This window comes from Micromonospora sp. Utrum1 (genome assembly GCF_057197805.1).
Map to the genome: position 1 here is coordinate 6,920,186 of NZ_CM170071.1, position 25,834 is coordinate 6,946,019.

The 25,834-nt window shown below is 74.4% G+C and carries 22 protein-coding genes and 2 pseudogenes; 6 read left to right on the top strand and 18 right to left on the bottom strand.

The features are described from left to right. Positions 1 to 84 precede the first annotated feature (84 nt). The 8 genes from htpX to AC0OLQ_RS32605 all read right to left on the bottom strand — a co-directional run bounded on the left by htpX (position 85) and on the right by AC0OLQ_RS32605 (position 8,057). Positions 85 to 963 carry a zinc metalloprotease HtpX gene (htpX, locus tag AC0OLQ_RS32570; RefSeq protein ID WP_357338588.1) on the bottom strand — a complete coding sequence of 293 codons (879 nt, stop codon included), beginning with the start codon at positions 961 to 963 and terminating at the stop codon, positions 85 to 87. A gap of 148 nt (positions 964 to 1,111) precedes the next feature. Further along, a complete protein-coding gene (locus AC0OLQ_RS32575) occupies positions 1,112 to 2,578 on the bottom strand; it encodes an NADH-quinone oxidoreductase subunit N (RefSeq protein ID WP_484529323.1) in 1,467 nt (488 codons plus the stop codon). Continuing rightward, on the bottom strand, positions 2,575 to 4,080 hold the full coding sequence (locus AC0OLQ_RS32580; protein ID WP_484529324.1) for a complex I subunit 4 family protein: 1,506 nt from the start codon (positions 4,078 to 4,080) through the stop codon (positions 2,575 to 2,577). Before AC0OLQ_RS32580 ends, AC0OLQ_RS32575 begins: the two co-directional genes overlap by 4 nt. Next, positions 4,077 to 6,002, bottom strand: a complete 1,926-nt coding sequence (locus tag AC0OLQ_RS32585) for an NADH-quinone oxidoreductase subunit 5 family protein (protein ID WP_484529325.1) — start codon at positions 6,000 to 6,002, stop codon at positions 4,077 to 4,079. Before AC0OLQ_RS32585 ends, AC0OLQ_RS32580 begins: the two co-directional genes overlap by 4 nt. Then, positions 5,999 to 6,376: an NADH-quinone oxidoreductase subunit NuoK gene (nuoK, locus tag AC0OLQ_RS32590; protein ID WP_484529326.1), complete on the bottom strand. Its 378-nt coding sequence runs from the start codon at positions 6,374 to 6,376 to the stop codon at positions 5,999 to 6,001. The genes AC0OLQ_RS32585 and nuoK overlap by 4 nt, the downstream gene beginning before the upstream one ends. Beyond that, complete coding sequence (locus tag AC0OLQ_RS32595) at positions 6,373 to 6,975, bottom strand: NADH-quinone oxidoreductase subunit J family protein (protein WP_484529327.1); 603 nt, start codon at positions 6,973 to 6,975, stop codon at positions 6,373 to 6,375. Before AC0OLQ_RS32595 ends, nuoK begins: the two co-directional genes overlap by 4 nt. Continuing rightward, positions 6,972 to 7,565, bottom strand: coding sequence for a NuoI/complex I 23 kDa subunit family protein (locus tag AC0OLQ_RS32600; RefSeq protein ID WP_357338569.1), 594 nt, complete (start codon positions 7,563 to 7,565; stop codon positions 6,972 to 6,974). Before AC0OLQ_RS32600 ends, AC0OLQ_RS32595 begins: the two co-directional genes overlap by 4 nt. Positions 7,566 to 7,634: 69 nt before the next feature. Next, positions 7,635 to 8,057: an ester cyclase gene (locus AC0OLQ_RS32605; RefSeq protein WP_357338563.1), complete on the bottom strand. Its 423-nt coding sequence runs from the start codon at positions 8,055 to 8,057 to the stop codon at positions 7,635 to 7,637. A gap of 95 nt (positions 8,058 to 8,152) precedes the next feature. Here AC0OLQ_RS32605 and AC0OLQ_RS32610 point away from each other — a divergent pair, with 95 nt between their 5' ends. Further along, positions 8,153 to 9,208, top strand: a complete 1,056-nt coding sequence (locus AC0OLQ_RS32610; RefSeq protein WP_484529328.1) for a glutathione S-transferase family protein — start codon at positions 8,153 to 8,155, stop codon at positions 9,206 to 9,208. Positions 9,209 to 9,229: 21 nt separating this feature from the next. Here AC0OLQ_RS32610 and nuoH read toward each other — a convergent pair whose 3' ends face one another. Next, positions 9,230 to 10,192 carry an NADH-quinone oxidoreductase subunit NuoH gene (gene nuoH, locus AC0OLQ_RS32615; RefSeq protein ID WP_357338559.1) on the bottom strand — a complete coding sequence of 321 codons (963 nt, stop codon included), beginning with the start codon at positions 10,190 to 10,192 and terminating at the stop codon, positions 9,230 to 9,232. Positions 10,193 to 10,467: 275 nt separating this feature from the next. After that, positions 10,468 to 11,067: pseudogene (locus AC0OLQ_RS32620) on the bottom strand (NADH-quinone oxidoreductase subunit C); the annotation flags it as partial. Positions 11,068 to 11,180: 113 nt separating this feature from the next. Between AC0OLQ_RS32620 and AC0OLQ_RS32625 the strand changes: the two are divergent. Then, positions 11,181 to 12,227, top strand: a complete 1,047-nt coding sequence (locus AC0OLQ_RS32625) for a glucose 1-dehydrogenase (RefSeq protein WP_484529329.1) — start codon at positions 11,181 to 11,183, stop codon at positions 12,225 to 12,227. A gap of 39 nt (positions 12,228 to 12,266) precedes the next feature. Here the strand turns inward: AC0OLQ_RS32625 and AC0OLQ_RS32630 are convergent, their stop codons facing one another. After that, positions 12,267 to 13,583 (bottom strand): DUF2252 domain-containing protein, encoded by a 1,317-nt coding sequence (locus AC0OLQ_RS32630; RefSeq protein WP_484529330.1) that lies wholly within the window; start codon positions 13,581 to 13,583, stop codon positions 12,267 to 12,269. A 35-nt stretch (positions 13,584 to 13,618) separates the two neighbouring features. After that, entirely contained in the window at positions 13,619 to 14,194 is a 576-nt protein-coding gene (locus tag AC0OLQ_RS32635; RefSeq protein ID WP_357338547.1) for an NADH-quinone oxidoreductase subunit B, read from the bottom strand. A gap of 135 nt (positions 14,195 to 14,329) precedes the next feature. Here AC0OLQ_RS32635 and AC0OLQ_RS32640 point away from each other — a divergent pair, with 135 nt between their 5' ends. Then, complete coding sequence (locus AC0OLQ_RS32640; protein ID WP_484529331.1) at positions 14,330 to 14,899, top strand: SigE family RNA polymerase sigma factor; 570 nt, start codon at positions 14,330 to 14,332, stop codon at positions 14,897 to 14,899. Further along, positions 14,892 to 16,091, top strand: coding sequence for a hypothetical protein (locus AC0OLQ_RS32645; protein WP_484529332.1), 1,200 nt, complete (start codon positions 14,892 to 14,894; stop codon positions 16,089 to 16,091). Before AC0OLQ_RS32640 ends, AC0OLQ_RS32645 begins: the two co-directional genes overlap by 8 nt. Positions 16,092 to 16,195: 104 nt before the next feature. On the opposite strand, the gene AC0OLQ_RS32650 is transcribed toward AC0OLQ_RS32645, so the two are convergent. From AC0OLQ_RS32650 to AC0OLQ_RS32665, 4 genes are all read right to left on the bottom strand, one after another. After that, the gene (locus tag AC0OLQ_RS32650; protein ID WP_484529333.1) at positions 16,196 to 17,581 is read right to left on the bottom strand and encodes a D-glucuronyl C5-epimerase family protein; all 1,386 of its coding nucleotides are present in this window, start codon (positions 17,579 to 17,581) and stop codon (positions 16,196 to 16,198) included. A 179-nt stretch (positions 17,582 to 17,760) separates the two neighbouring features. Next, positions 17,761 to 19,236, bottom strand: a complete 1,476-nt coding sequence (locus AC0OLQ_RS32655; protein WP_484529334.1) for a pyridoxal phosphate-dependent decarboxylase family protein — start codon at positions 19,234 to 19,236, stop codon at positions 17,761 to 17,763. 55 nt (positions 19,237 to 19,291) lie between these two features. Further along, the gene (locus AC0OLQ_RS32660; RefSeq protein WP_484529335.1) at positions 19,292 to 20,662 is read right to left on the bottom strand and encodes an MFS transporter; all 1,371 of its coding nucleotides are present in this window, start codon (positions 20,660 to 20,662) and stop codon (positions 19,292 to 19,294) included. A 32-nt stretch (positions 20,663 to 20,694) separates the two neighbouring features. Further along, complete coding sequence (locus AC0OLQ_RS32665) at positions 20,695 to 21,009, bottom strand: MGMT family protein (protein WP_091317788.1); 315 nt, start codon at positions 21,007 to 21,009, stop codon at positions 20,695 to 20,697. 13 nt (positions 21,010 to 21,022) lie between these two features. Between AC0OLQ_RS32665 and proB the strand changes: the two genes are divergently transcribed. Continuing rightward, a complete protein-coding gene (proB, locus tag AC0OLQ_RS32670; protein WP_484529336.1) occupies positions 21,023 to 22,180 on the top strand; it encodes a glutamate 5-kinase in 1,158 nt (385 codons plus the stop codon). A gap of 11 nt (positions 22,181 to 22,191) precedes the next feature. Beyond that, the gene (locus tag AC0OLQ_RS32675; RefSeq protein ID WP_484529337.1) at positions 22,192 to 23,433 is read left to right on the top strand and encodes a glutamate-5-semialdehyde dehydrogenase; all 1,242 of its coding nucleotides are present in this window, start codon (positions 22,192 to 22,194) and stop codon (positions 23,431 to 23,433) included. Positions 23,434 to 23,628: 195 nt separating this feature from the next. On the opposite strand, the pseudogene AC0OLQ_RS32680 reads toward AC0OLQ_RS32675, so the two are convergent. Both AC0OLQ_RS32680 and moeZ read right to left on the bottom strand, forming a co-directional pair. Further along, positions 23,629 to 24,498: pseudogene (locus tag AC0OLQ_RS32680) on the bottom strand (prenyltransferase/squalene oxidase repeat-containing protein); the annotation flags it as partial. Between the two features lie 74 nt (positions 24,499 to 24,572). After that, on the bottom strand, positions 24,573 to 25,754 hold the full coding sequence (moeZ, locus tag AC0OLQ_RS32685; protein WP_484529338.1) for an adenylyltransferase/sulfurtransferase MoeZ: 1,182 nt from the start codon (positions 25,752 to 25,754) through the stop codon (positions 24,573 to 24,575). Between the last annotated feature and the right edge of the window lie 80 nt (positions 25,755 to 25,834).

Sequence of the window (25,834 nt, forward strand, 5' to 3'; positions counted from 1 at the left end):
GCGTATCCGGGGGAAACGGTTTGTGCCCGGACACACCACTCCGCCCGCGTCCGGGTGGACGCGGGCGGAGGTGGTCGGTGCGGGTCAGCGCTGGAACTGCACCGGCCCGGCGCTGCCGGCCAGCTGCTCCAGCCGGGCCACCCGCTGCTCCATCGGCGGGTGGGTGGCGAACATCGCGGCGATGCCGCCGCCCCGCTTGAACGGGTTGTCGATCATCAGGTGCGCGGTGCTGGTGAGCTGGCCCTGCGGCGGCAGCGGGCGGGCCTGCGTACCGGCGTGGATCTTGCGCAGGGCGCTGGCCAGGGCCAGCGGGTCCCGGCTCAGCTCGGCGCCGGACTGGTCGGCCTGGAACTCCCGGCTCCGGCTGATCGCCAGCTGGATCAGGGTGGCCGCGATCGGGCCGAGGATCAGGGTGAGCAGCAGCACCGCCGGGTTCGGGCCATCCTCGTCGTCCGAGGAGCCCAGCGGGATGAACCAGGCGATGTTCGCCAGCGCGGTGATGATGCCGGCCAGGCCGGCGGCCACGCTGGAGATCAGGATGTCCCGGTTGTAGACGTGGGACAGCTCGTGTCCGATCACGCCCCGCAGCTCCCGGTAGTCGAGGATCTCGACGATCCCCTGGGTGACGCAGACCGCCGCGTGCTCCGGGTTGCGCCCGGTGGCGAACGCGTTGGGCTGCGCCGTGGGGCTCACGTAGAGCCGGGGCATCGGCTTGCCCGCCTGGGTGGAGAGCTCCCGGACCATCCGGTACAGCTCGGGGAACTCCGCCTCGCTGACCGGTTGCGCCCGCATCGAGCGCAGCGCGAGCTTGTCGGAGTAGAAGTAGGTCACGCCGTTCATCAGCAACGAGACGACGACGGCGATGACAAGACCGCCGCTACCGCCGAACCAGTAGCCGACCGCGAGGATCAGCGAGGTCAACAGGCCGAGCAGCGCTGCGGTCTTGAGACGGTTGTGATGCACGATCGCTCCTTCGGTGCGCGGGCCCGCGCGGGCGCCCGCTGACCGGTTCAACACACCGGTACCCGCCAACCATCCGGCTCATGGCTGAAAGTTGGCTGGGGATTCCTGTGCGCGGGCTGAGCGACCTTCCCACCGGGGGACGAAACCCTCAGCGGGCCGCCACGTCGAGCACGAGCTGCGGGGCGAAGCCGAGCACCACGGCCAGCGCGGTGGCGACCCCGAGCGCCACCACCACGATCCGGGCCGGGCGGACCGCGACCTCGCCGGGCGCGGCGTAGAGGGTGGCGGCCAGGCGCAGGTAGTAGGCCAGGCCGAGCACCGCGTTCAACGCCACCACCAGGGCGAGCCAGCCGGCGTGCCCGGCCAGCAGCGCGCGGACCACGGTCACCTTGGCGAACAGGCCGGCCAGGCCGGGCGGCAGCCCGGCCAGCCCGATCAGGGCCAGCGCGAACGCGCCACCCACCCAGGGGTGCCGCCGGGCCGCTCCGCGCAGGTCGGCCAGGGTGCCGCCGTCACCGTCCGCCGGCCGCAGCGCCACCACCGCGGCGAACGCGGCCAGCTCCAGCAGCACGAAGAAGACGGTGTACGCGACGGCCGCGGCGTACGCCCCGGCGCGGGCGTCGGCGGTGCGCCCGGCGGCCAGCGCGAGCGCGCCCAGCGGGGCGAGGATGTAGCCGGCCTGGGCCACCGAGGACCAGGCGAGCAGCCGGACGGTACGCCGCTGGCGCAGCGCCACCAGGTTGCCCACGGTCATGGTGAGCACCGCCAGCAGGGCGAGCACCGGGCCGGTCACGTCGGCCGGCAGCGCCCGCTGCACCACGGCGAGCAGGGCCACCACGCCACCCAGCTTCGAGGCGGTCGACAGGTACGCGGCCACCGGCAGCGGCGCGCCGTCGTAGGTGGCCGGCGCCCAGGCGTGGAACGGCACCGCGGCGACCTTGAAGGCCAGCCCGGCCACCACCAGCGCCACGGCGACCGTGGTGAGCGGCAGGTCGAGCAGACCCTGCCGGCCGGCGCCGAAGGCCGCGCCGAGCCGGTCGAGGTGCAGGCTGCCGGTCACCGCGTAGAGCAGCGCCGCGCCGAGCAGGGTCACCGTGGTGGCCACCACGCTGACCACGAAGAAGGTCACCGCCGCCTCGGCCCCGGCCCGGCTGCCCCGGCGCAGCCCGACCAGCACGTAGAGCGGCAGGGTGAGCGTCTCCAGCGCCACGACCAGGGTGATCAGGTCGCCGGCCGCGCCGAGCACCACGCCGCCGGTCATCGCGCAGGCGAGCAGGAAGCAGTATTCGCCGACGGGGATCCGGCCGGCGCGCAGCAGCGGGCCGGAGAGCGCCAGCACGCCGAGGGTGAGCAGCGCGATGACCGCCGCGACCAGCGCGGCCCGCCCGGTCCACAGCCAGGAGCAGTCCGCGCCGACGCAGAAGGTGCGGCGTTCGCCGGCCGCGCCGACCAGCGCCGCGCCGAGCGCGGTGCCCGCCGCGCCGAGGGCGGCCACCGCCACCGTCGCGGCGGCCCGGGCCACCAGCAGGTCGACCAGAAGCACCAGCACGGCCGTGCCGGCGGCCAGGTAGGCCGGCAGCAGCGCCACGTTGTCCACGCTCTGCACGACACTCATTTGAGGACTCCCACCAGGGCGCCGACCGGGCCGGAGGCGTAGGACAGGACCAGGGCCGGGGCCAGGCCGACGGCGAGGGCGAGCAGCACCAGCGGCGCCCAGGCGGTCAGCTCCGCCCCGGCCAGGCCGGGCGCGAGCGGGGCCACCGCCGGGCTGGGCCGCCCGTGGGTGACCCGGCGCAGCAAACGGAGGAAGTACGCGGCGGTCAGCGCCGCGCCCAGCGCGGCCAGCACCGCCAGGGTGGTCCACAGCCCGCCGCCGCGTTGGAGCGCGGCCACCACGGCGAACGCCTCGCCCCAGAAGCCGGCCAGCCCGGGGAGCCCCAGCGAGGCGACCGCCGCGAAGCCGAGCAGCCCGGCCAGCCGGGGCGCGGTCTCCCGCAGCCCGGACAGCTCGCCGAGCGAGCCGGTGCCGGTGCGGTCCTTGACCGCCCCGGCCAGGAAGAACAGCAGCCCGGTGATCACGCCGTGCGCGATGTTGCCGATCAGCGCGGCCTGCAGGCCGGTGGCGGTGAGCGTGGCGACCCCGAGCAGCACGAAGCCCATGTGCCCCACGCTGGAGTACGCGATCAGCCGCTTCAGCTCGTCCTGCGCCAGGCAGACCAGCCCGCCGACCAGGATCGCCGCGACGGCGAGCACGCCGAGCACCGGGGCTGCCCAGCGGGCGCCCTCCGGGGCCACCCCGACCGCCACCCGGATCAGCCCGTACGTGCCCATCTTGAGCAGCACCCCGGCCAGGATCACGCTGCCCACGGTGGGGGCCTGGGTGTGCGCGTCGGGCAGCCAGGAGTGCAGCGGCCAGAGCGGGCTCTTCACCGCGAAGGCCAGCGCCAGCAGCGTGAACGCGGCCAACTGGGTGCCCCGGGACAGCCCGGTGCCGCCGGTCAGCGTCACCAGGTCGGCGGTGCCCGCGGCGGCGACCACCACGTAGACGCCGACCAGCAGCAGCACCGAGCCGAAGAGCGTGTAGAGGACGAACTTGCGGGCCGCCCGGCGCCGGTCGTCGCCGCCCCAGCCGGCGATGATCGCGTACATGGGCAGCAGGACCACCTCGAAGAAGAGGAAGAACAGCACGAGGTCGAGGGCGAGGAAGGTGCCCAGGATGCCCACCTCGACCACCAGCAGCAGCGCCACCAGGGCCCGCCCGCTGCCGCCTCCGGCGGGCACCCGCCAGAGCGTATAGCCGCAGCAGAGCAGGGTGAGCAGCGCGGTGAGCACCACCAGCGGCCAGGAGATGCCGTCCACCCCGAGGTGGAAGCTCAGGTTGAGGCCGGGCACCCAGGACACGTCGAGCTGGTGCCAGGGCTGCACGGCCGGCCGGGGGCCGTAAGCGAACCAGCCGTGGTCGCCGCCGACCAGTGGCAGAGTGGCGAGCAGGGTCAGGGCGGCGGCGGCCGTGCCGACGAGCCGGCCGGCCCGGTCACCGGGGACGGCGGCGGCCGCGAGAGCGCCCAACGCGGGCACCGCGAGGACCGCGACCAGCAGAAACTGCCCGAACGTCATGAGGTCACTCCGATCAGGGCGACCGCGAGGCCGATCAGCAGCGCGCCGGCCAGCACCCCGGCCGCCGCGCGGGGCAGCGCCGCCCGGTGCAGCGCGACCAGCCCGCCGCCGAGCCCGACCGCGGCCCGGCCGCTGCCCTCCACGAGGCCGTCCACCCCCAGCTCGTCCCCGGTCCGCACGACCCGGGCCAGGGCGGTCGTCGGGCGTACCACGAGGGCCCGCTGGACGTCGTCGAGCCGGAACGCCCGGGCGAAGACCGGCCGCAGCGGACCCAGGAAGCGCGCCGGGTCGCCGGCCGGGTCGCGGCGCCAGCCGGCCCAGGCGACGCCCGCGCCGACCAGCAGCAGCAGGAACGGCAGGACCAGGTTCGGTGCGAGGTGGACCAGTTCGACGGCCGCCCCGGAGGCGTCCGCCGGCACCCGCAGCCGGTCGGCGAACCAGGGCGCGAAGGCGGCCAGACCGAGCAGCGCGGCGGGCACCGCGAGCAGCAGCACCGGCCAGCGCAGCACCGCCGGCGGGTCGTGCGGGTGTGCCAGGGGAATCCGGGTCGCGCCGAGGAAGGTCCGCAGCAGCAGGCGGGTCGCGTACCAGGCGGTGACCGCGACGCCGAGCAGCCCGGCCAGCCAGACCAGCCAGCCCACCCAGGCCGGGGCCGGGCCGACGCCGTCCAGCGCGGCGGCCTGCGCGGCGGCGAGCACGCCGTCCTTGCTCCAGAACCCGGACAGCGGCGGCACCCCGGCCAGCGCGCTGAGGCCGATCAGCATGCACCAGAACGTCACCGGCATGGCGGTCCGCAGGCCGCCCATCCGGGACATCAGGGTGGTGCCGACCGCGTGGATCACCGCGCCGGCCGCGAGGAACAGCAGCGCCTTGAACGCGGCGTGGGTGAGCAGGTGGAACAGGGCCACCGCGGGGGCGCCGACGGCGAGCGCGCCGGTCATGTAGCCGATCTGGGAGACCGTCGACCAGGCGAGCACCCGCTTGATGTCGTCCTGGGCGGTGGCCGCGAACGCGCCGAGCAGCAGGGTCACCGCCGCCATCACCCCCAGCACGGCGAGGGCGGCCGGGGCCTGCGCGAAGAGGGGGAAGAGCCGGGCCACCGCGTAGACCCCGGCGGCGACCATGGTGGCCGCGTGGATCAGCGCGGAGATCGGAGTGGGACCGGCCATCGCGTCCGGCAGCCAGGTGTGCAGCGGGAACTGGGCGCTCTTGCCGGCCACCCCGGCGAGCAGCAGCAGGCAGGCCGCGGTGAGCGTGCCGGTCGAATAGTCGTGGGCCAGCACGTCGGCGATCCGGAAGCTGCCCGCGCCGACGCCGAGCAGCGCGATGCCGAGCAGGAAGCCGACGTCACCCACCCGGGTGACCAGGAACGCCTTCACGGCGGCGGCCGGCGCCTCGGGCAGCCGCCGGTCGTGGGCGATGAGCAGGTAGGAGCAGATGCCCATCACCTCCCAGCCGACCAGCAGCAGGATCAGGTCGCCGGAGACCACCACGGTCAGCATCGCGGCCGTGAAGAGGCTGATCTGGGCGGCGTAGGGCGGGTAGCGGTGATCCACCTCGACGTCGTCGTGCGGGCCGCGCCGCAGGTAGCCGATCGAGTAGACCTGCACGGCCAGGGCCACCGCGGCCACCGCCACGGCGACCAGCACGGCCACCCCGTCCAGCCGGTAGCCGAGGGTGACCCGCAACCCGCCCAGGTCGACCCAGTCGGTGCCCGCCTCGACCGGGCCGTCCACCCGGACCAGCAGCGCCACGGCCGCCAGCAGCGCGACCGCCGCGCCGGCCACGCCGAGCACGATCGCCGCCCGCCGGGCCGGATCCTCGCCGCTGGCCGCCCCGCGCGGCGACGGCGGCAGCAGCAGCCCGAGCAGGCCGGCGAGCAGGGGTACGCCGGGCAGCGCCACCGCGAGCAGTCCGGTCACTTCTCCCCCTCGCCCCGGTCGGCGGCGACCCCGGCGGCCGGGGCGGGCGCCTCGGCGAGCGGGGCGGGCGCCTCGGCGAGCGGCACGTCGTCCACCGATACGCCGGCCCGCAGCCGGTAGAGCTGGAGCACGATGGCCAGCCCGACGCCGATCTCGGCGGCGGCGAGCACGATCACGAAGAGCGCGAAGACCTGGCCGGAGTGCGGCAGCGCGGCCCGGACCGTGGTGTCGGCGGTGACCAGGATCAGGTTGACCGCGTTGAGCATCAGCTCGACGGCCATCAGCACGAGGACGGCGTTGCGGCGGCGCAGCACGCCGTAGACGCCGAGGCCGAACAGCAGCGCGGCGGTGACGTACGGGATGATCGGTCTCACGCGCGCCCGCCCTCGTCGGCGGCCGCGACGACCGGGCGGGCCGGCTCGACCGGGCCAGCCGGGCGACCGGGGCGGGCCGGCGTGCCGCCCGGGGTCGCGCCCGGCCGGCCGATGTCGGGCCGGGAGAGCACGATCGCGCCGACCAGGGCGGCGAGCAGCAGCACCGACAGCACCTCGAAGGGCAGCACCCAGGAGCGGAACACCTGCTCGCCGAGGCGCTCGGCGGTGCCCGCGGCGGGCAGCCCGACCCGAGACCAGCGGAACGCGTCGACCAGCAGCACGGCCAGGCCCAGCCCGCTGCCGGCACCGATCAAGGCGGCCGGCCAGCCGGGCCGGTCGAGGTCGTCGGAGGGACCGATCGGGGCCCGGGTCAGCATCACCGCGAAGAGCAGCAGCACCACCACCGCACCGACGTAGATGAGCACCTGCACCCAGGCCACCAGCTCGGCGCTGAGCACCAGGTAGTCACCGGCCAGCGCGCCCAGGCAGACCACCAGCCAGAGCCCGGCCCGGACCAGGTGCCGGGTGCCCACCACCAGCGCGCCCGCGCCCACCGCCACCGCGCCGAGCGCGAGCAGCAGCACGTCGGCACCCGTCATGACGGCGCGCCTCCGCCCTGCTCGGCGCCGGGCGCGGGGCGTGCCGGGGCCGGGCGCGCGGCGGGGGCGGCGGCCTTGCGGGCGGCGGTGGTCTCCTCCTTCGAGGGGTCGCCCTGCGGGTCGTGGGCCGGCGGCGGCGGGACGGTCACCATCCACTCGCCGAGGTGGTCCTTGTCGTGCAGCAGGTCCTTGATGTCGTACTCGGCGTACTCGAACTCGGGGGACCAGTAGAGCGCGTCGAACGGGCAGACCTCGATGCAGATGCCGCAGTACATGCAGAGCGAGAAGTCGATGTCGAACTTGTCGAGCACGTTGCGCTGGCGGGGGCGGGCGGCGCCGGGGACCGCCACCTCCTCCTTGTGGGAGTCGATGTAGATGCACCAGTCCGGGCACTCGCGGGCGCAGAGCATGCAGACCGTGCAGTTCTCCTCGAGCAGCGCGATCACGCCGCGGGAGCGGGGCGGCAGCTCGGGGACCACGTCCGGGTACTGCTGCGTGGTCGAGCGGCGGGTCATCGTCTTCAGCGTGACCGCCAGGCCCTTCACCAACCCCTCGCCGGGCACGCCGCTGCGCTCGCTCATGTCGCCCATCCTGCCCTGTGCCCCCGATGCGCGCGACCACCACCCGGCGGATCTCCCCGCCGGCGGACCGCCACGCGGTCAGGCGTCGCCGGCCGGCAGCGGCGGGAGCATCTCGACGCCGAGTTGCTGGAGGACCTGGAACAGCTCGTTCACGCTCCACACGTCGACGATCCGGCCGGTCTCGTCGAAGCGGAGGAAGCTCGCCCCCGAGTAGCTGACCACCCGGCCGGTCGGCGGCACCGGGCCGAACTGCCCGGCCTGGGTGCCGGCGGCCCGCCAGTGCACGGCCACGCGGGCGTCGGTCGCCACCACCTCGACGATCTTGTAACGCAGGTCGGGGAAGGACGCCCGCCGGTCGCGGTGCCAGGCCAGGGTGGCCTCCGGGCCGGTCCCGCCCAGCCCAGGGCAGTCCTCGGCGATCAGGTCGTACGCGCTCTCCTCGCGGCCCGCGTTCCACACGTCCGCGATGAAGCGCCGGGCCGCCGCCTCCACATCGGTCACCGCGGCAGCCTAGCCCCGCTCCTGGACAGTCGGCCTGCCGGAGACCGCCGGAGCGACCATGATGGGACCGGAACGAGACATCCTCGGGAGGCGGCGTGGGCGACAAGGGCGACGAGATCCTCGACCAGACCGGCGGCAAGTACGTCGAGCCGGGTGGCGAGTTCACCCGGGACCAGCGCTACATCGCCACCCGGATCACCGCCGACGGAACGAGCGAATGGCCGGTGGAGCCGGGCCGGTACCGGCTGGCGGTCAGCCGGGCCTGCCCGTGGGCGAACCGGCTGATCATCGTCCGGCGGCTGCTCGGGCTGGAGGCCGCCATCTCGATGGCGGTGGCCGGCCCCACCCACGACAAGCGGAGCTGGACCTTCGACCTCGACCCCGGCGGCCGGGACCCGGTGCTCGGCATCGAGCGGCTGGCCGAGGCCTACTTCAAGCGCTTCCCCGGCTATGAGCGGGGCATCACCGTGCCGGCGATGGTGGACGTGCCGACCGGGCAGGTCGTCACCAACGACTACGCCCGGATGAGCCTGGACCTGTCGACGGAGTGGACCGCTTACCACCGGCCGGGCGCGCCGGAGCTCTACCCGGAGCGGCTGCGGGCCGATATCGACGAGGTCAACGCGGTGGTCTTCGCGGACGTGAACAACGGCGTCTACCGGTGCGGCTTCGCCGGCAGCCAGGAGGCGTACGAGCGGGCGTACCACCGGCTCTTCGACCGGCTGGACTGGTTGACCGAGCGGCTGACCGGGCAGCGCTACCTCGTCGGCGACACGATCACCGAGGCGGACGTCCGGCTGTTCACCACACTGGTCCGCTTCGACCCGGTCTACCACGGCCACTTCAAGTGCAACCGGCAGAAGCTGACCGAGATGCCGGTGCTCTGGGCGTACGCCCGGGACCTGTTCCAGACCCCGGGCTTCGGCGACACCATCGACTTCGACCACATCAAGCGGCACTACTACGAGGTGCACCGGGACATCAACCCGACCGGGGTGGTGCCGCTCGGCCCGGACCTGGCGAACTGGCTCACCCCGCACGGCCGCGAGCAGCTCGGCGGCCGCCCGTTCGGCGACGGCACCCCGCCGCTGCCGGCGCCGCCCGAGGAACGCGTCGACCCGGCCCACACCCCGCTGCGCGACATTGGCTGACCCCGCGCGGAGGGCCCGTCCTCACATGGCCAGGCGGACGGCGGCGGTCAGCACCAGCTGGGCCAGGGCCAGCGGGACCAGCACCAGCCAGCAGAGGCGCTGGAGCTGGTCCTCGCGCAGCCGCGGATAGCTCACCCGGAGCCAGATGATCACGAACGCGACGGCGAACACCTTGAGCAGGGTCCACAGCCAGCCGAGCTGGGCGTCGGCGAACGGGCCCTGCCAGCCACCGAGGAAGAGCACCGTGGTCAGTGCGGCGATCACCACGATGCCGACGTACTCGGCGAGCAGGAAGAAGGCGAAGCGCAGGCCGGTGTACTCGGTCATGTAGCCGAAGACCAGCTCGGAGTCGGCCACCGGCATGTCGAACGGTGGCCGGCGGATCTCGGCCAGCCCGGCGACGAAGAAGATCACCATGGCCGGCGCCTGCCAGAGCAGCCACCAGGGGTGCCACGCCTCCACGATGCCGGGCAGGCTGAGCGTCCCGGCCGCCATCGCCACCGAGGCGGCGGCCAGCACCAGCGGCAGCTCGTAGCCGAGCAGCTGGGCCGCCCCGCGCAGCCCGCCGAGCAGGCTGTACTTGTTGGCCGAGGCCCAGGCCGACATCAGCACCGCCAGCACCCCGATGCCGACCACGGCCAGCACGAAGAACAGGCCGATGTCGAGCGGCTGCCCGACCAGATCGCCCGGACCGAGCGGGATGACCAGCAGGGCGAGCAGGTAGGGCACCAGGGCCACCGCCGGGGCCAGCCGGAACACCGGCCGGTCCGCGTCCCGCGGGGTGACGTCCTCCTTCTGCACGAACTTGATGCCGTCGGCGACGAGCTGCGCCCAGCCGTGGAAGCCGCCCGCGTACATCGGGCCGAGCCGGCCCTGCATGTGGGCCATCACCTTGTGCTCGGCCTGGCCCACGATCAGCGGCAGGGTGAGGAACGCGACCAGCACGCCCGCCACCCGGAGGACCAGCTCCAACCAGGTCGGCATCAGCCCTCCCCCTCCTCGGCGCCGGCCGCCGGCTCCGGCCGGGCGGGGCCGGTCGGCCGCTCGCCGGGCACCGGGCGGGCGGGGCCGGTCGGCCGCTCGCCGGGCACCGGGCGGGCGGGGCCGGTCGGCCGCTCGCCGGGCACCGGGCGCCCGATCGGGCCGGGCTCCGCGGGCGCGGGTGGCGGTTCCCGGCGGGCCGGACGTTCGCCCGGGGCGGGGCGCGCCGGGCGTTCCCGGGCCGGGCGGGCCGGCGTACCCCCGCGGGGGCCCTCGCCCGCCCCGGCCGCGCCGGCCGGCGTGGGCGTCGTCCCCCACTCCCCCGGCGCCGGCACGCCCGGCGGCCGGATCGGCCGGCGGCCGCCGCCGGCCTCCGACTCACCGGGTTCCTTCGCGCCCGGCCAGGGCTTGGCGACCCGGGAGGCGAGCACGAACTCCTTGCGCAGCGGGTGGCCCTCGAACTCCGGCGGCAGCAGCAGCGGCCGCAGCTCGCCGTGCCCGTCGAAGCCGATGCCGAACATCTCGTGGGTCTCCCGCTCGTGCCAGGCCGCGCCGGGGAAGACGTCGACCACGGACGGCACCACCGGCGTCTCCCGGGGCACCCGGGTGCGCAGCAGCAGCCCGTGCCGGTGCCGGGTCGACCAGAGGTGGGCCACGACGTCGAAGCCCTCGGCCAGCTCGTCGACCGCCGACAGCCAGTCGAAGTAGTCGCAGCCCAGCTCGGCGTCGCCGCGCGCCGCGCGCACCGCGTCGCCCCAGCTCGCCGGGGGTACGTCGACGGTGGCGCGGGCGTACCCCTGACCGCCGGAGACCGATGCGACGGCCTCGACGGGCGCGAGCAGCGCGACCACCCGCCGGCCGACCTCTTCCGGAGTCATGCCGCTGATCCTATGGCCGGCGCCCCGGAGCTGTGTCGGGCGTCCACGCCCGCCCGGGCGGGATCCGGCCCTTTGCCGGGCACGCGGGCCCTCGGCGGGGAAGGATGGACAGCGTGCGCGCTGTCACTGTGACTCCCGGCGTCCCCGATTCGCTCCGCCTCGACGACGACTGGCCCGAGCCGGCCCCGGAGGAGGGCGCGATCCTGGTCCAGGCGCTGGCGGTCGGCGTCTGCGGGACCGACCAGGAGATCATCGCGGGCGAGTACGGCCAGGCGCCGCCCGGCCAGGAACGCCTGGTGCTCGGGCACGAGTCGCTGGGCCGGGTGCTGGAGGACCCGACCGGAACCCTCCAGCCCGGCGACCTGGTGGCCGGGATCGTCCGGCATCCGGACCCGGTGCCCTGCCCGAACTGCGCCGTCGGCGAGTGGGACATGTGCCGCAACGGCCGGTACACCGAGCACGGGATCAAAGGGCTGAGCGGCTTCGCCCGGGACCGCTGGCGGGTGCAGCCGAGGTTCGCCGTCCGCCTGGACCCGGCGCTCGCCCCGGTCGGGATGCTGCTGGAGCCGACCAGTGTGGTGGCGAAGGCGTGGGACCACATCGAGCGGATCGGCAGCCGGGCCGTGTGGCAGCCGCAGAGCGTGCTGGTCACCGGGGCCGGGCCGATCGGGCTGCTGGCCGCCCTGCTGGGCGTCCAGCGCGGGCTGTCGGTGCACGTGCTGGACCGGAACAAGACCGGCCCGAAGCCGGAGCTGGTCCGCTCGCTCGGCGCGACGTACCACACCTCGACGGTGGCGGAGCTGGACTTCCAGCCGGACGTGGTGGTGGAGTGCACCGGCGCCCCGGTGGTGGTGTTGGACACGATGCGCAAGGCGGGGACGAACGGCATCGTCTGCCTGACCGGGGTGTCCAGCGGCGGCCGGACCATCGACCTCGACGCGGGGGCGCTGAACCGGGAGCTGGTGCTGGAGAACAACGTGGTCTTCGGCTCGGTGAACGCCAACCGGCGGCACTGGGAGCTGGCGGCGGAGGCGCTCGCCCGCGCCGACCAGGCCTGGCTCAGCTCGCTGGTCACCCGCCGGGTGCCGGTCTCCTCATACGCCGACGCCTACGCCTCCACCGGCGCGGACATCAAGGTGGTGCTCGACTTCGAGCAGTGAGGCGGGGCGGCGGAGCGCGGGCTCCGGCGCCCCGGAACCTCAGATGCCGGGGAGCCGGCCGTTGCGGAACAGGTCCACGAAGAGCTGGTGGTCCTCGCGCGCCCGGATGCCGTAGGTGTGCGCGAACTCGATCAGGTAGGCGACGAAGCTCTCCGGGTCGGCGTCCACGACCGCGACGATCGCCTCCTCGGTGGAGTAGTCCACCAGGTCGTGGCTGGACTCGTCGTCGGCCACCGAGTGCATCCGGGCCACCGCCCGGCCCAGGTCGGCGAGGACCCCGGCCAGCTCCTCCGGCTCGTTCACGTCGGCCCAGTCGAGGTCGGCCGCGTACGGGGAGACCTCCGCGACGAGCTGACCGGCGCCGTCCAGCTCGGTGAAGCCCAGCCACGGGTCGGCGTGCGCCTGCAGCGCCCGCTGCGACTCGGCGGTCCGGTGCCCCTGGTGCCGGAAGTACGAGCGGACCCGCTCGTCGTCGATGTGCCGCGCCACCGCCGGCACCTGGGCCTGCTTCATGTAGATGACGACGTCGTTCTCCAGCGCCTGGGTGTGCCCCTCCAGCAGCAGGTTGTAGGAGGGCAGTCCGGCGGAGCCGATGCCCACGCCCTTGCGCAGCACCACGTCCTTGATGTTCGCGGCGACCGGGCGGAGCCGGGCGGTCGCCGCCGGCAGCGTGTCCAGGTAGTCCTGGAACGCGGCGCTGACCTGCTCCCGGGTCGCCGCGTCGATCTCGTAGACCCCGTCGCCGAGGGAGAACCGGCGCTCGTAGTTGTCGATCGTGGTCTGGGTGGCGAGCAGGTCGACCCGGGTGTTCAGCCGGGCCTGCTGGAGCACCCGGCGCAGCACGCCGTCGGCGTTGTCCAGGGTGATCGAGCCGATCGCGTCGTCCCCGCCGGCCGCGATGGCCCGCAGCTCGCCCAGGTACGACCGGGCGAAGCCGGCCACCAGCTCGCCGATCACCCGGTCGGAGAGCGCCTTGGCGTAGCCGAGCAGGGCCACGCTGGCGGCGAAGCGCTTCAGGTCCCAGGAGAACGGCCCGACGTACGCCTCGTCGAAGTCGTTGACGTTGAACACGAGCTGCCCGGAGCCGTTCATGTAGGTGCCGAAGTTCTCGGCGTGCAGGTCGCCGTGGATCCACACCCGGCTGGTCCGCTCGTCGAGGAACCGGTCGCTGGCGAAGTCGCCGCGCTGGTCGGCGTAGAAGAGCGAGGCGCTGCCCCGATAGAAGGCGAACGGTGAGGCGGCCATCTTGCGGAACTTGCGGCGGAACGCCGCCGGGTCGATCGCCATCGACGCGCCGAACTCCTCGGTCAGCACGTCGACGATGAAGGCGGAGCGCTTGTCCGCGGACTGGGTCATGGTCCGCAGGCTAGACCTCGGCCGCCACCTCGGGATCAGCCGGCCGGAGGACGTACCGGTGGCGCGGTGAGGGATTCCACCGGCCGGGGAGTGCTCTCCGCGGGCCGCGGGTCGACCGGCGGGGCGAGCCGGTCGGGGCGGGGCACGCCGCCGACGCCGGACTCCTCGGCAGCGATCTTCTCCTGGAGGCGGAGGATGCCGTGCAGCAGCGCCTCCGGGCGGGGCGGGCAGCCGGGCACGTAGACGTCGACCGGGATGAGCTGGTCGACCCCCTTGGTCACCGAGTAGGAGTCCCAGTAGGGCCCACCGCAGTTCGAGCAGGCGCCGAACGAGATCACGTACTTCGGCTCGGGCATCTGGTCGTAGAGCCGCTTGACCGCCGGGGCCATCTTGTCGGTGACCGTGCCGGAGACCACCATGAGGTCGGCCTGGCGGGGGCCGTGGGCGAACGGGATCACGCCGAGCCGCATGAAGTCGTGCCGGCCCATGCTGGTGGCGATGAACTCGATGGCGCAGCAGGCAAGCCCGAAGTTGAACACCCAGAGCGAGTAGCGGCGGCCCCAGTTCAGCACGAACCGGATCGGCTCGCCGAGCACGGCCGGCAACTGCACCTCGCGCCTCCCTCAGCTGTCTTGGAACAGACAGTCAACCACAGGGATGGCGTGGGCAACCCGCGCAACCGGTGCCGGCGTCAGGGCGTGTGACGAGGGTGACCGCGCCGGCGGCACGTGCACGGGGAGGATCAGATGACGGTGACGAGGGAGCCACGGCTCGGCGAGCCGCCACCCGGGAGGACAGCGGACCGGCCGGAACCCCCGGACGGGCGCGAGGCGATCGACTTCGACGGTCTCTACCATGCGCACTTCCGGTCCCTGACGCTCCAGCTCGCCGCCTACTGCGGCGACCTGTCGCAGGCGCAGGACGTGGTGCAGGAGGCGTTCTGCCGGGCGTTCGCCCGCTGGTCCCGGGTGTCCCGCTACGACGACCCGGTGGCCTGGGTACGCCGGGTCGCCTGGAACCTGGCCACCAGCCGGTGGCGGCGGCTGCGCACGGCCCAGTCCTGGCTGCACCGGCAGCGCGAGGAGCACGTGCCGGGCCCGGGCCCGGACCGGGTGGCGCTGACCGCCGCGCTGGCCCAGTTGCCGGCCGTCCAGCGCCGCGCCGTGGTGCTGCACTACCTGGCCGATCTCACGGTCGTGCAGATCGCGGAGCAGGAGGGGGTGCCGGAGGGCACCGTCAAGTCCTGGCTGCACCGGGGCCGGGCCGCGCTGGCGGCCCAGCTGGCCACCACGAACGAGGTGAACCACCATGACTGAATTCGAGGACATCCTGGTCAGCGGCGAGTTCGCCGCGTTCCGGGAGGCGTACGCCCCGGCGGTGCAACCGGCCGGGACGACGGCGGTGCGGGAGACCGTCCGCCGCCGGCGCCGGCGTACCGCGGTGGTCACCGCGGCGGCCGTGGTGCTCGCCGTGGCCATCCCGGTGGGCGCGAACGCCGCCCTGAACCGGCGCCCCGGTCCGCCAGCGGGGCCGGCGCAGACCGCCACCCCGAGCCCGTCGGAGTCGACCGCCTCACCCACCCCGCCGACGCCGACGCCGAGCACGGCCAGCCCCACCCCGGCCGCCCCGGACGGGCGGATCACCCGGTCCCAACTGCTCGCCGCCCGGCTGGACCTGGCGGCCTGGCCGGGGTACGCCCCGAAGACCTGCGTCAGCGACGACGTCCGGCTCCGGTCCGGGCCGCAGTCGGATTCCGTGCCGACGCTGCTGACCGATCCCCGCTACGGCGACCTCGACGGCGACGGCGCGACCGAGACGGTGGCCCTGGTCGCCTGCCGCTACGGCGAGGCCTCGGCGAAGCAGGTGCTGGCCTTCGACCGGGACGACGCCGGCCGGGTCGTCACCATGGGCCGGGTGGTCGGCACCCACGACGGGATGGACGACATCACCGATTTCTCGGTGCGGGACGACGGGAGGATCCGTGCCTACGTGGCCGACATCCAGCCCTGCTGCAGCACTCCCCAGTGGTCGCCGCAGCGGCAGTGGCGGACGTACGCCTGGACCGGCGAGCGGTTCACCCAGACGGCGGGGCCGACGAAGTTCGGGGTCGACCCCCGCCTGACCGACCTCACCCTGACAGCCGGCGACCTCGTCATCGGCACGGCGGACACGAAGGGCAACCGCACCGCCACGGTGACCGTCACGGTGGTGAACAAGGGACCGGTGGACGTACCGCTGCTCGGCTTCTCCGATTTCTACACCATCGGCGAGCCGGCGGGCGGGGACCTGAGCAGGTGCCGGACGGTGCGGTCGGACGGGGGGGAAGCCTGCGTCCTGGACGGTCTGCCGGCCGGGAAGCGGAAGACCTACACCTTCACGTTCCGCTACGAACCGCCGGCGTCCGACATCCAACCGGCCCTCAGGGTCATCCACTACGACTCGCAGGAGCGGTACTGGAACGACCTGAGCCGGAAGGACAACCACGTCGACCTGCACACGGCCGGCTAGCCGCGCGGCGTCGCGTTCGCGACCGCGGGCGACGCGAGCTGACCGGCGACGACGAGGCCCGTCCGGGATCCCGGACGGGCCTCGTTCCGCTTCCGTGCCTCACCTCAGGAGAAGGTGATCCCCGTGTCGTGCGGCAGCCAGTGGCCCGTGAGGTCGCCCGAGGTGACCTCGTAGCTGAGCCGGCCGTTCACCCAGGCGCTGGCCTGCACCGAGAAGGTGGACGCCGCGTCGACCTTGACCTCCTTGGAGCCGACGACCTTGCCGGCGTCGTCGTAGGCGTATCCGGTGTAGCTGCCCGGTGCCACCTTGATTTCCCGCGCCGGCGCGTACCGGTGTTCCACCGCCTTGCCGAGGAGGACGCGCTGGCCGTACTCCTCCGGCACCAGGTATCCGGCGAGCGCCCCTCCGGTGATCCGGTAGTAGATGCCCCGGTTGCGGACCCGGATCCGCTGGTCCACGGCGGCCCGGGTCGGCTTGCTGAAGGACACCGACTTCTCCCCGGTGACGGCGCCCTTGACGTCGAAGGTGTAGCCCTTGTGGGTACCGGCCTCGAACTGCACGGTGCCCTTGAGGTCCGGCACCGGGTAGTCGGAGCGGAGGTTGTACGCCAACTCGGCGAAGGCCGGCGCGTGGGTCACCCCGTAGAGGCTGAGGGTCTGCCGGGTGTGCACCTGGTGGTACTTCACGTGGTTGTGGGTGCACTTGATCGAGTACCGGCTCGCCCAGTCCTCCACCCGGATCTTCGACGGCAGGTACCGGCGGACGGTGCTGGCCGCCCCGTCGAAGATCGTGACCGCGCGGCTGTCCTTGGTGATCCGCCAGTAGTCGTAGACGCCGAACATGGAGAAGATGTGGCCGTTCATCACCCGCTCGCCGCGCAGGGCATCGCTCTCCGGGTATTCCTCGAGCCAGAGGTAACCGTCGGGGTCGGTCCAGACGGCCCAGGGGGCCTTCTCGTCCGGGGGCAGGGTCAGACTGAGGAAGGTCTTGTCCGCCGCTTCCTTCCACTTGGCGTCGCCGGTCTCCTCGAACAGCCGCACGAAGACACTGAGCAGCTGCCCCTGCGACATGCCGCTGTACCAGGTGGCCTTGATGACCGGGCGCCCCTTGCATCGAGTGAGATCGAATTCATAGGGGTACCACCAGGCGCCGCGCGACTCCACGCGCCGGTCCAGGTTCCGCTGGGCGTTCGCGATGGCCCGGTCCAGGTACCGGCGGTCGTTGGTGGCCTCCCAGCTGGTGAGGTTGCGCAGCGCCCACTGCGCCTGCGCGACCGGGTGGTCCCAGAGCTTGTCGTCCTTCTTGAACATCCGCACGCCCTGGTCGTCGTGCTGCCCCGCGTCGACCAGCGGCGCCGGTTCCTCTTCCTTGGACGGCAGGGCCTCGGCGGACACGCTGTGCAGCTGGTAGCCGTTCCGCTTGAACTCCAGGTCGCCGTCCGACCGGCTGCAGGCGGCGAGCAGCGGCACCACCCCGGCGAGCAGGCCCACAAAAAGGACGGCAGCCGTCCAACGGGCAGGACGCGACCAACGTAGCTTAATCATCGAAATCCCCCGCGTATCTTCAACGTTGGGACGCTAGCGGACCCTCGGCTGATCAAGCACCACCGGATCGGTCGACCTGGCGGGCCTTGTGTTGCGGCGGCATCGACCGAACGGGCCGCCCCGCGTTACCAGGCCGGCCGTTGCAGCAGTCCGACGAACTCCACCAGCAGCCGCTCCCGCAGCCGGACCGGGGCCGCCTGGAGCAGGGTGTTCACCGCGGCCATCCGGTCCGGCGCCGGCCCGGCGCCGAGCCCCAGGCCGGCGGCGAGCCCGGCGATCAGGTCGGGGGTGAGCGCCTCCGGGGTGAGGCTGCCGGCGAGCGCCAGGAGTTCCGGCGGCAGCACGACCGGCCCGGCCGCGCGGGCGGCCGCCGCCGCGTCGGCCACCGCCGGGCCGAACTCGGCCACCCGCGGGCCCACCGCCGCGGTCACCGTGAGGTGCACGCTGGCCGGCAGACCGGCGTACGCGAGCTGCGGCTGGGTGTGCCAACCCCGGGCGGTCAGCTCGTCCACCAGCACGAACAGGTCAAGGCCCGGGTCGTCGGCGGTGAAGCAGACCACTGTCGACTCCGGCTCGGCCATCAGCCGCAGCCCGTCGACGGCGCGGACCGCGTCGGCGAGCCCGGCTACCGCGTCCCGGGTCCGCGCGGCCAGCCGCAGGTAGCCGTCCTCGCCGAGGTGCCGCAGGGTGGCGTACGCGGCGGCGATCGGACCGCCCGAGCGGGTCGAGGCGATCACCGGGTTGACCATCGTGTAGCCGGGCCAGTCGGCGTACGCGAAGAACTGCGGCGCGCGCAGCCCCGGGTCGCGGTGCAGCAGCACCGACACCCCCTTCGGGGCGTACGCGTACTTGTGCAGGTCGACCGAGATCGAGGTGACCCCGGGCACGGCGAAGTCGAACGGGGGCACCGGCGCGCCGAGCCGGCGCAGCCAGGGCAGCGCCCAGCCGCCGAAGCAGGCGTCCACGTGGCAGCGCACGCCCGCCTCGGCCGCCACGGCCGCGATCTCCGCCACCGGGTCCACCACGCCGTGCGCGTACGACGGGGCGGAGGCGACCACCAGCACGGTCTCCGGCCGGATCGCGGCGGCCACGTCGGCGACGGCCGGGCGCAGGGTCACCGGGTCCACCGGCACCGGGTCGAGGGCCACCCGCAGGTAGTGGGCCGCCTTGGCGAAGGCGGCGTGCCCGCTGACCGGCACCACGATGCGCGGCTCGGCCAGGTCGGGCCGGGCGTCCCGGGCCGCCTTGACGGCCAGCATCAGCGACTCGGTGCCGCCGCCGGTGACGCTGCCGACCACGTCCGGCGCAGATGTGCCGGGGCCGCCGCCGAGCAGCCGGGCGGCCGCGCCGACCAGCGCGTTCTCCATGGCCAGCAGGGACGGGAAGGCGGTCGGGTCGAGGCCGTTGACGTGCGCGCTCTCCGCGTGGGCGGCCTGCGCCAGCTCGTCCAGCCCGGCCACCCCGGGGTCGTAGACGTAGGCGAACAGCCGCCCGCCGTGCGTCGGCCGGTCGGCCGCCCGCAGGGCCCGGATCTCGTCGAGCACCCGCGCCGCGGGCACCCCCTCGACGGGCAGCGCGCCCGCCCCTGCCGTGTCGGTCATCGGTCTCGGGCATTCCTCTCGTGACGGTCCGGCCGGGCGGACGGATTCGCGTGCCTCACGCCGGCACGGTCGGCGCGGCCGGGCCGGGGGCGGGCGCGGCGGCCAGCTGGGCGGGCGTCAGGGTGTAGCCGCGCAGCAGCACCACCGGGGCGGCGACCAGCAGGGCCGGCAGGACCGTGAAGCCGAGCAGCACGCCGAGCCGGGCGGTCGCCGACTGGGCGGCGGCGACCCCGGTGGACGAGGAGACGTAGCCCGAGAGCTGGAGGACCAGGCCGTAGATGCCGGGGCCGAGGGCCAGGCCGAAGGTCTCCCCGGCGGTCCACAGCCCGGTGAACACCCCGGCCTGCCGCCGGCCGGTGCGCACGGTGTCGTAGGCGATGCAGTCGGGCAGCATGGCGAGCGCGAAGACCTGCTGGCCGGCGTAGCCGACGCCGATCAGCGCGACCACGGCGTACACCGCAGCGGCCGGCACCGCCGGGGCGGCGACCAGGGCCAGCGCGCCGGCCGCGAAGAGCAGCGACGCGACGACCAGCGCGGCGCGCTTGCCCAGCCGGGCGCCGGCCCGGGTCCAGAGCGGCATGACCAGCAGGGCCGGGCCGACGAAGCAGGCGAAGAGCAGGGTCGGCCCGCTGTCCGGGGCGCGGAGCACCTGGTCGGCGAAGTACTTCACCCCGGCCAGCACGGTGGCCACCCCGGCGGACTGGATCACGAAGCAGGCCAGCAGCACCCGGAACGGCCGGTTGCGGCCGGCGACCGCGAGCTGGGCGCGCAGGCTGGGCTCGCTCTCCCCCACCGTGCCGCTCGGCGCGGAGCGGGTGCCGAGGAAGGCGCCGACCGTGCCGGCCACGATCAGCACCGCCACGAACAGGCCCATCCAGCGGTGCCCGGGCACGCCGTCGCCGCCGGCGGTCACCACGGCCGGGGCCACCGCGCCGGCGACCAGGATGGCCAGCGCCAGCACCGCGATCCGCCAGCTCATCAGCCGGGTACGTTCGGCCGGGTCGTCGGTCAGCTCGGCGGGCATGGCCACGTAGGGCACCTGGAAGAAGGCGAACGCGGTCGCGGTGGCCAGGAACGCCAGGGCCACGTACGTGCCGGCGGCCGGGCCGGTCCCGAACGGCGCCGCGAAGATGGCGGCGAAGAGCACGGCCAGCGCCAGCCCGCCGCCGAGCAGCCAGGGCCGGCGCGCGCCCCAGCGGGACCGGGTCCGGTCGGAGATCCGCCCGGCGACCGGGTTCACCAGCACGTCCCACGCCTTCGGCAGGAGCACCAGGAGGGCGGCCACCCCGGCCGCGACGCCCAGCGTGTCGGTGAGGTACGGCAGCAGGAGCAGCCCGGGCACCGTGCCGAACGCGCCGGTGACCAGCGAGCCGAGCGCGTATCCGGCGTGCACCCGGCGAGGCAGGCTCCCGCCCGTTGCTGTCATGGAGCCGAATGCTACTCACGTTGTGCCGGCGGTCACATCCCCTCGTCGGGCGACCAGGCGGCCGCCGCCATGTCCACCCCGGCGGGGCGCAACGGGCAGCCCTCCGCGCGCAGCCGGGCCCGCGCCTCCACCTCGTGCCCCGGTGGCAGCCGGCCGGCCGAGTTCACCACCCGGTGCCAGGGCACGCCGCCCCCGTGCCGGGCCATGATCGAGCCGACCAGCCGGGCCGAGGCCCGCCCCGAACGGTCGGCCAGCGCGTCGGCCACCGCCCCGTACGACATCACCCGGCCGGGCGGGATCCGCTCGACCAGGTCCAGCACCGCCTCGACGTACTCGTCAGGTGTCACGGGCTGCCACGATATGGGAACGCGCCGAGGTGCGGCGGACCGCAGCGCGCAGAATGGTCGGGTGCGCGAAGCAGTCACCTCGGCCCGCCGGATCGTCGTCAAGATCGGGTCGTCCTCGCTGACCACCCCGGCGGGCGGCCTGGACGACACCCGGGTCGACGCGCTGGTCGACACGCTCGGCGCACTGGCCGCCGCGGGGCGCGAGGTGGTGCTGGTCTCCTCCGGTGCGATCGCCGCCGGCCTGGCCCCGCTCGGGCTGCCCCGGCGCCCCCGCGACCTGGCCACCCAGCAGGCCGCCGCCAGCGTCGGGCAGGGCCTGCTGATCGGCCGGTACGCGGCGGCCTTCGCCCGGCACCGGCTGACCGTCGGGCAGGTGCTGCTCACCGTCGACGACGTGACCCGGCGGGCGCACTACCGCAACGCCTACCGGACCCTGCGCAAGCTGCTCGACCTGCGGGCCGTGCCGATCGTCAACGAGAACGACACGGTGGCCACCGAGGAGATCCGGTTCGGCGACAACGACCGGCTCGCCGCCCTGGTCGCCGCCCTGGTCGACGCCGACCTGCTGGTGCTGCTGTCGGACGTGGACGCGCTCTGGACCGGCGACCCGACCCGCGCCGGCAGCACCCGGATCACCGAGGTGCACGGCGAGGGCGACCTGGCCGGGGTGGACATCGGCGGCGCGGGCCGGGCCGGGGTGGGCACCGGGGGCATGGTCACCAAGGTCGAGGCGGCCCGGATCGCCACCGGCTTCGGCATCCCGGTGGTGCTCAGCGCCGCGCCGCTGGCCGCGCCCGTGCTGACCGGCGAGCCGGTCGGCACCTTCTTCCACCCGAGCAGCCGGCGCCCGGCCGCCCGGCTCTTCTGGCTGGCGCACGCCACCGCCCCGCGCGGCCGCCTGCACCTCGACCCGGGCGCGGTGCAGGCGGTGGTCGGCCGGCGCAAGTCCCTGCTCCCGGCCGGGATCACTGCGGTGGACGGCGCGTTCACCGCCGGGGACCCGGTGGACCTGGTCGACACCGAGGGCGCGCCGGTCGCCCGCGGGCTGGTCAACTACGACGCGATCGAGCTGCCCGGGCTGCTCGGCCGCTCCACCTCGGAACTCGCCGCGGCGCTCGGCCCGGCGTACGAACGGGAGGTCGTCCACCGCGACGACCTCGTACTGCTGTGAGGAGTGCTGGCATGAGCGTGGTCGAGCAGGCCCGCCGGGCCCGGGGCGCGGCGGAGGCCCTCGCGGTCGCCACCCGTACGGTCAAGGACGCCGCGCTGCACGCGATGGCCGACGCGCTGGTGGCGCGTACCCCGGAGATCCTGACCGCGAACGCGGCGGACCTGGCGGCCGGGCGCGAGGCCGGGCTGAGCGCGGCCGTGCTGGACCGGCTGGCCCTCGACGAGGGCCGGGTGGCCGGCATCGCCGACGCGCTGCGCCAGATGGCCGCGCTGCCCGACCCGGTCGGCGAGGTGGTCCGCGGCGCGACCCTGCCCAACGGGCTGGAGCTGCGCCAGGTCCGGGTGCCGTTCGGGGTGGTCGGCATCATCTACGAGGGCCGCCCCAACGTGACCGTCGACGCGGCCGGGATCTGCCTGAAGTCCGGCAACGCGGCCCTGCTGCGCGGCTCCTCCTCGGCGGCGCACTCCAACGCCGCCCTGGTCGCGGTGCTCCGCGACGCGGTCGCCGGGGCCGGCCTGCCGGCCGACGCGGTGCAGCTGCTCGACGCCAGCACCCGCGACTCGGTCAAGGAGCTGATGCGCGCCCGGGGTCTGGTCGACGTGCTGATCCCGCGCGGCGGCGCGTCGCTGATCAAGGCCGTGGTCGAGGAGTCCACCGTGCCGGTGATCGAGACCGGGGTGGGCAACTGCCACGTCTACGTGGACGCCGCCGCCGACCTGGCCAAGGCCGTGGCCATCACCCTGAACGCCAAGACCCAGCGCCTGTCCACCTGCAACACCGCCGAGTCGTTGCTGGTGCACGCGGGCGTCGCGGACGCCTTCCTGCCGGCCGTGCTGGCCGCCTTCGCCGACGCCGGGGTGACCGTGCACGGCGACGCGCGGGTGGCCGCGTACTCGGACGCGGTGGTGCCGGCCACCGAGGAGGACTTCGACACCGAATACCTCTCCGCCGACATCTCGGTCGCCGTGGTCGACTCGCTGGACGCGGCGGTCGCGCACATCCGGCGGCACGGCACCGGGCACACCGAGGCGATCGTCACCGACTCCCAGCCCGCGGCGCGCGAGTTCGTGGCCCGGGTGGACGCCGCGGCCGTGATGGTGAACGCCTCCACCCGGTTCACCGACGGGGGCGAGTTCGGCTTCGGCGCCGAGATCGGCATCTCCACCCAGAAGCTGCACGCCCGCGGCCCGATGGGGCTGCCCGAGCTGACCAGCACCAAGTACGTGGTCACCGGGGACGGCCACCTGCGCTGACCGGCCGGCCCGGACGGCTCAGGTGGTGGGCGCGGCCGGCTCGGGCGGCGCCGACCCCGGTGCGGACGGCGGGGCCGGCCTCGGCAACGGGACGACGGGCGGCAGGATCAGGTCGTTCGCGGGCGCCGGGCGCGGCGCGGGCACCAGCGGCGCCACGAACGGCGCGCCGGAGACCGGGGCCTCGGGCGTGGTCGGGCGGCAGGCCCGGATCGCCCGTAGCGTGGTGTGCACGTCGAACTGGTGGCCGTCGTCGCTGTCCCAGCCGCCGTCGCTGCGCTGCGTCTCGGCGAGCCGCCGACGGGCGGAGACCAGCAGCCACTGCTCCTCACCCACGTCGACCCGGCGCAGCGTGGCGGCGAGCCAGGCCACGTCGGCCGGGGACATCCGCGGGATGCGCTCGGCCAGCACCGCCTGGATCCGGGCCGACTCGTAGTACATCTGCTGGCGGTGCAGCACGGCCGCGGCGAACCAACCGGCCGGGAGGAAGGACGGCCAGCTGCCGTCCGGCGCGAGCTGCGCGGCGAGCGCCTGGGCCGCCGCCTGCACCACCCCGGCGTACGCGCCGCCGACCCGGTGGTCGAGCGGGCCGGCGGCGCGGGCGTCCAGCCCGGCCACGGTCAGCCAGAACCCGGCGTTGGCGGTCAGGAAGAGCCGGGCCTCGGGGTCGCCCGGGGTGGCCCACTCGGGGGCGAACCCGGCCAGCGACGGGTCCTCGTCCCAGCCGCCGTCGGCGAGTTGGCGGGCGGCCAGCCAGTCCAGCGCGTGCCGGGCGGCGGGGCGGCCCAGCGCGCCGAGGTCGTCCAGCTCGGCCAGGCGGTAGCAGGTCGCGTCGACCGAGGCGACCTCGCCGTCGAGCACGGCGGGCCAGCCGCCGCCAGGGGCCTGCCCTGACTCGGCCGCGTCGAGCAGCTCGGACGGCACCGGGGCACCGGTGCGCAGCCGGGAGAGGCGGGCGCGGTCCACCGCGTCGCCATGCGCCACGACGAAGCCGATCGCCGCGTCCAGATCCACCACGCAAGCCACGCTACCGGCGCAAACGCGGTTACGCCTCGGTAGCTCGGCCAGGGGTGGCCCGGCCCACCGGCGGTACGCGAAGGGCCCTCCCGGCACACCCGGGAGGGCCCTTCGACGCGGACGACTCAGTACGCCGGCAGCGCCGGGTCGATCTGCTTGATCCAGGAGAGCACCCCGCCCTGGACGTGCACGGCGTCCTTGAAGCCGGCCGCCTTGAGCGCGGCGAGCGCCTCGGCGGAGCGGACGCCGGACTTGCAGTGCAGCACGATCTGCTTGTCCTGCGGGAGCTTCGCCAGGGCGTCGCCCGAGATGATCTCGCCCTTGGGGATCAGGGTGGCGCCGGGGATCCGGACGATCTCGTACTCGGCCGGCTCGCGGACGTCGACCAGGAAGATGTCCTTGCCGGCGTCCTGCCACTCCTTGAGCTCCAGCGCGGTGATGGTCGAGTCGACCACCGCCTCCTGCGCCTCGTCGGAGACCGCGCCGCAGAAGTCCTCGTAGTCCTCCAGCAGGTCGGTGACGGTCGGGTTCTCGCCGCAGAGCACGCAGTTCGGGTCCTTGCGGACCTTGATCTTGCGGTAGCTCATCTCCAGGGCGTCGTAGACCATCAGCCGGCCGACCAGCGGCTCGCCGATGCCGGCCAGCAGCTTGATCGCCTCGTTGACCTGGATGGACCCGATGGACGCGCAGAGCACGCCCAGCACGCCGCCCTCGGCGCAGGACGGGACCATGCCGGGCGGCGGCGGCTCCGGGTAGAGGCAGCGGTAGCAGGGGCCGTGCTCGGCCCAGAACACCGACGCCTGGCCGTCGAACCGGTAGATCGAACCCCAGACGTACGGCTTGCCGAGCAGCACGGCCGCGTCGTTGACCATGTAGCGGGTGGCGAAGTTGTCGGTGCCGTCGACGATCAGGTCGTACCGGGCGAAGATCTCCCGGACGTTGTCCCGGTCCAGCGCGGTGTTGTGGATCTCCACGTTGACCAGCGGGTTGATCTCGCGGATCGAGGCGGCGGCGGACTCGGCCTTGGATCGGCCGACGTCGGAGACGCCGTGGATGATCTGGCGCTGGAGGTTGGACTCGTCGACGGTGTCGAAGTCGATGATGCCGAGGGTGCCGACGCCGGCGGCGGCGAGGTACATCAGGGCCGGCGAGCCGAGACCGCCGGCGCCGACGCAGAGCACCCGGGCGTTCTTCAGCCGCTTCTGCCCCTCGACCCCGACGTCCGGGATGATCAGGTGGCGCGAGTAACGGCGGATCTCGTCTACGGTCAGCTCGGCGGCGGGCTCGACGAGCGGGGGCAACGACACGGTGGACTCCCCGGGATCGGCGGTGGGACCGCGTCATTGTCGCTCGCCCCGGTAGGGATCGGCCATGATGAGGGCCACGT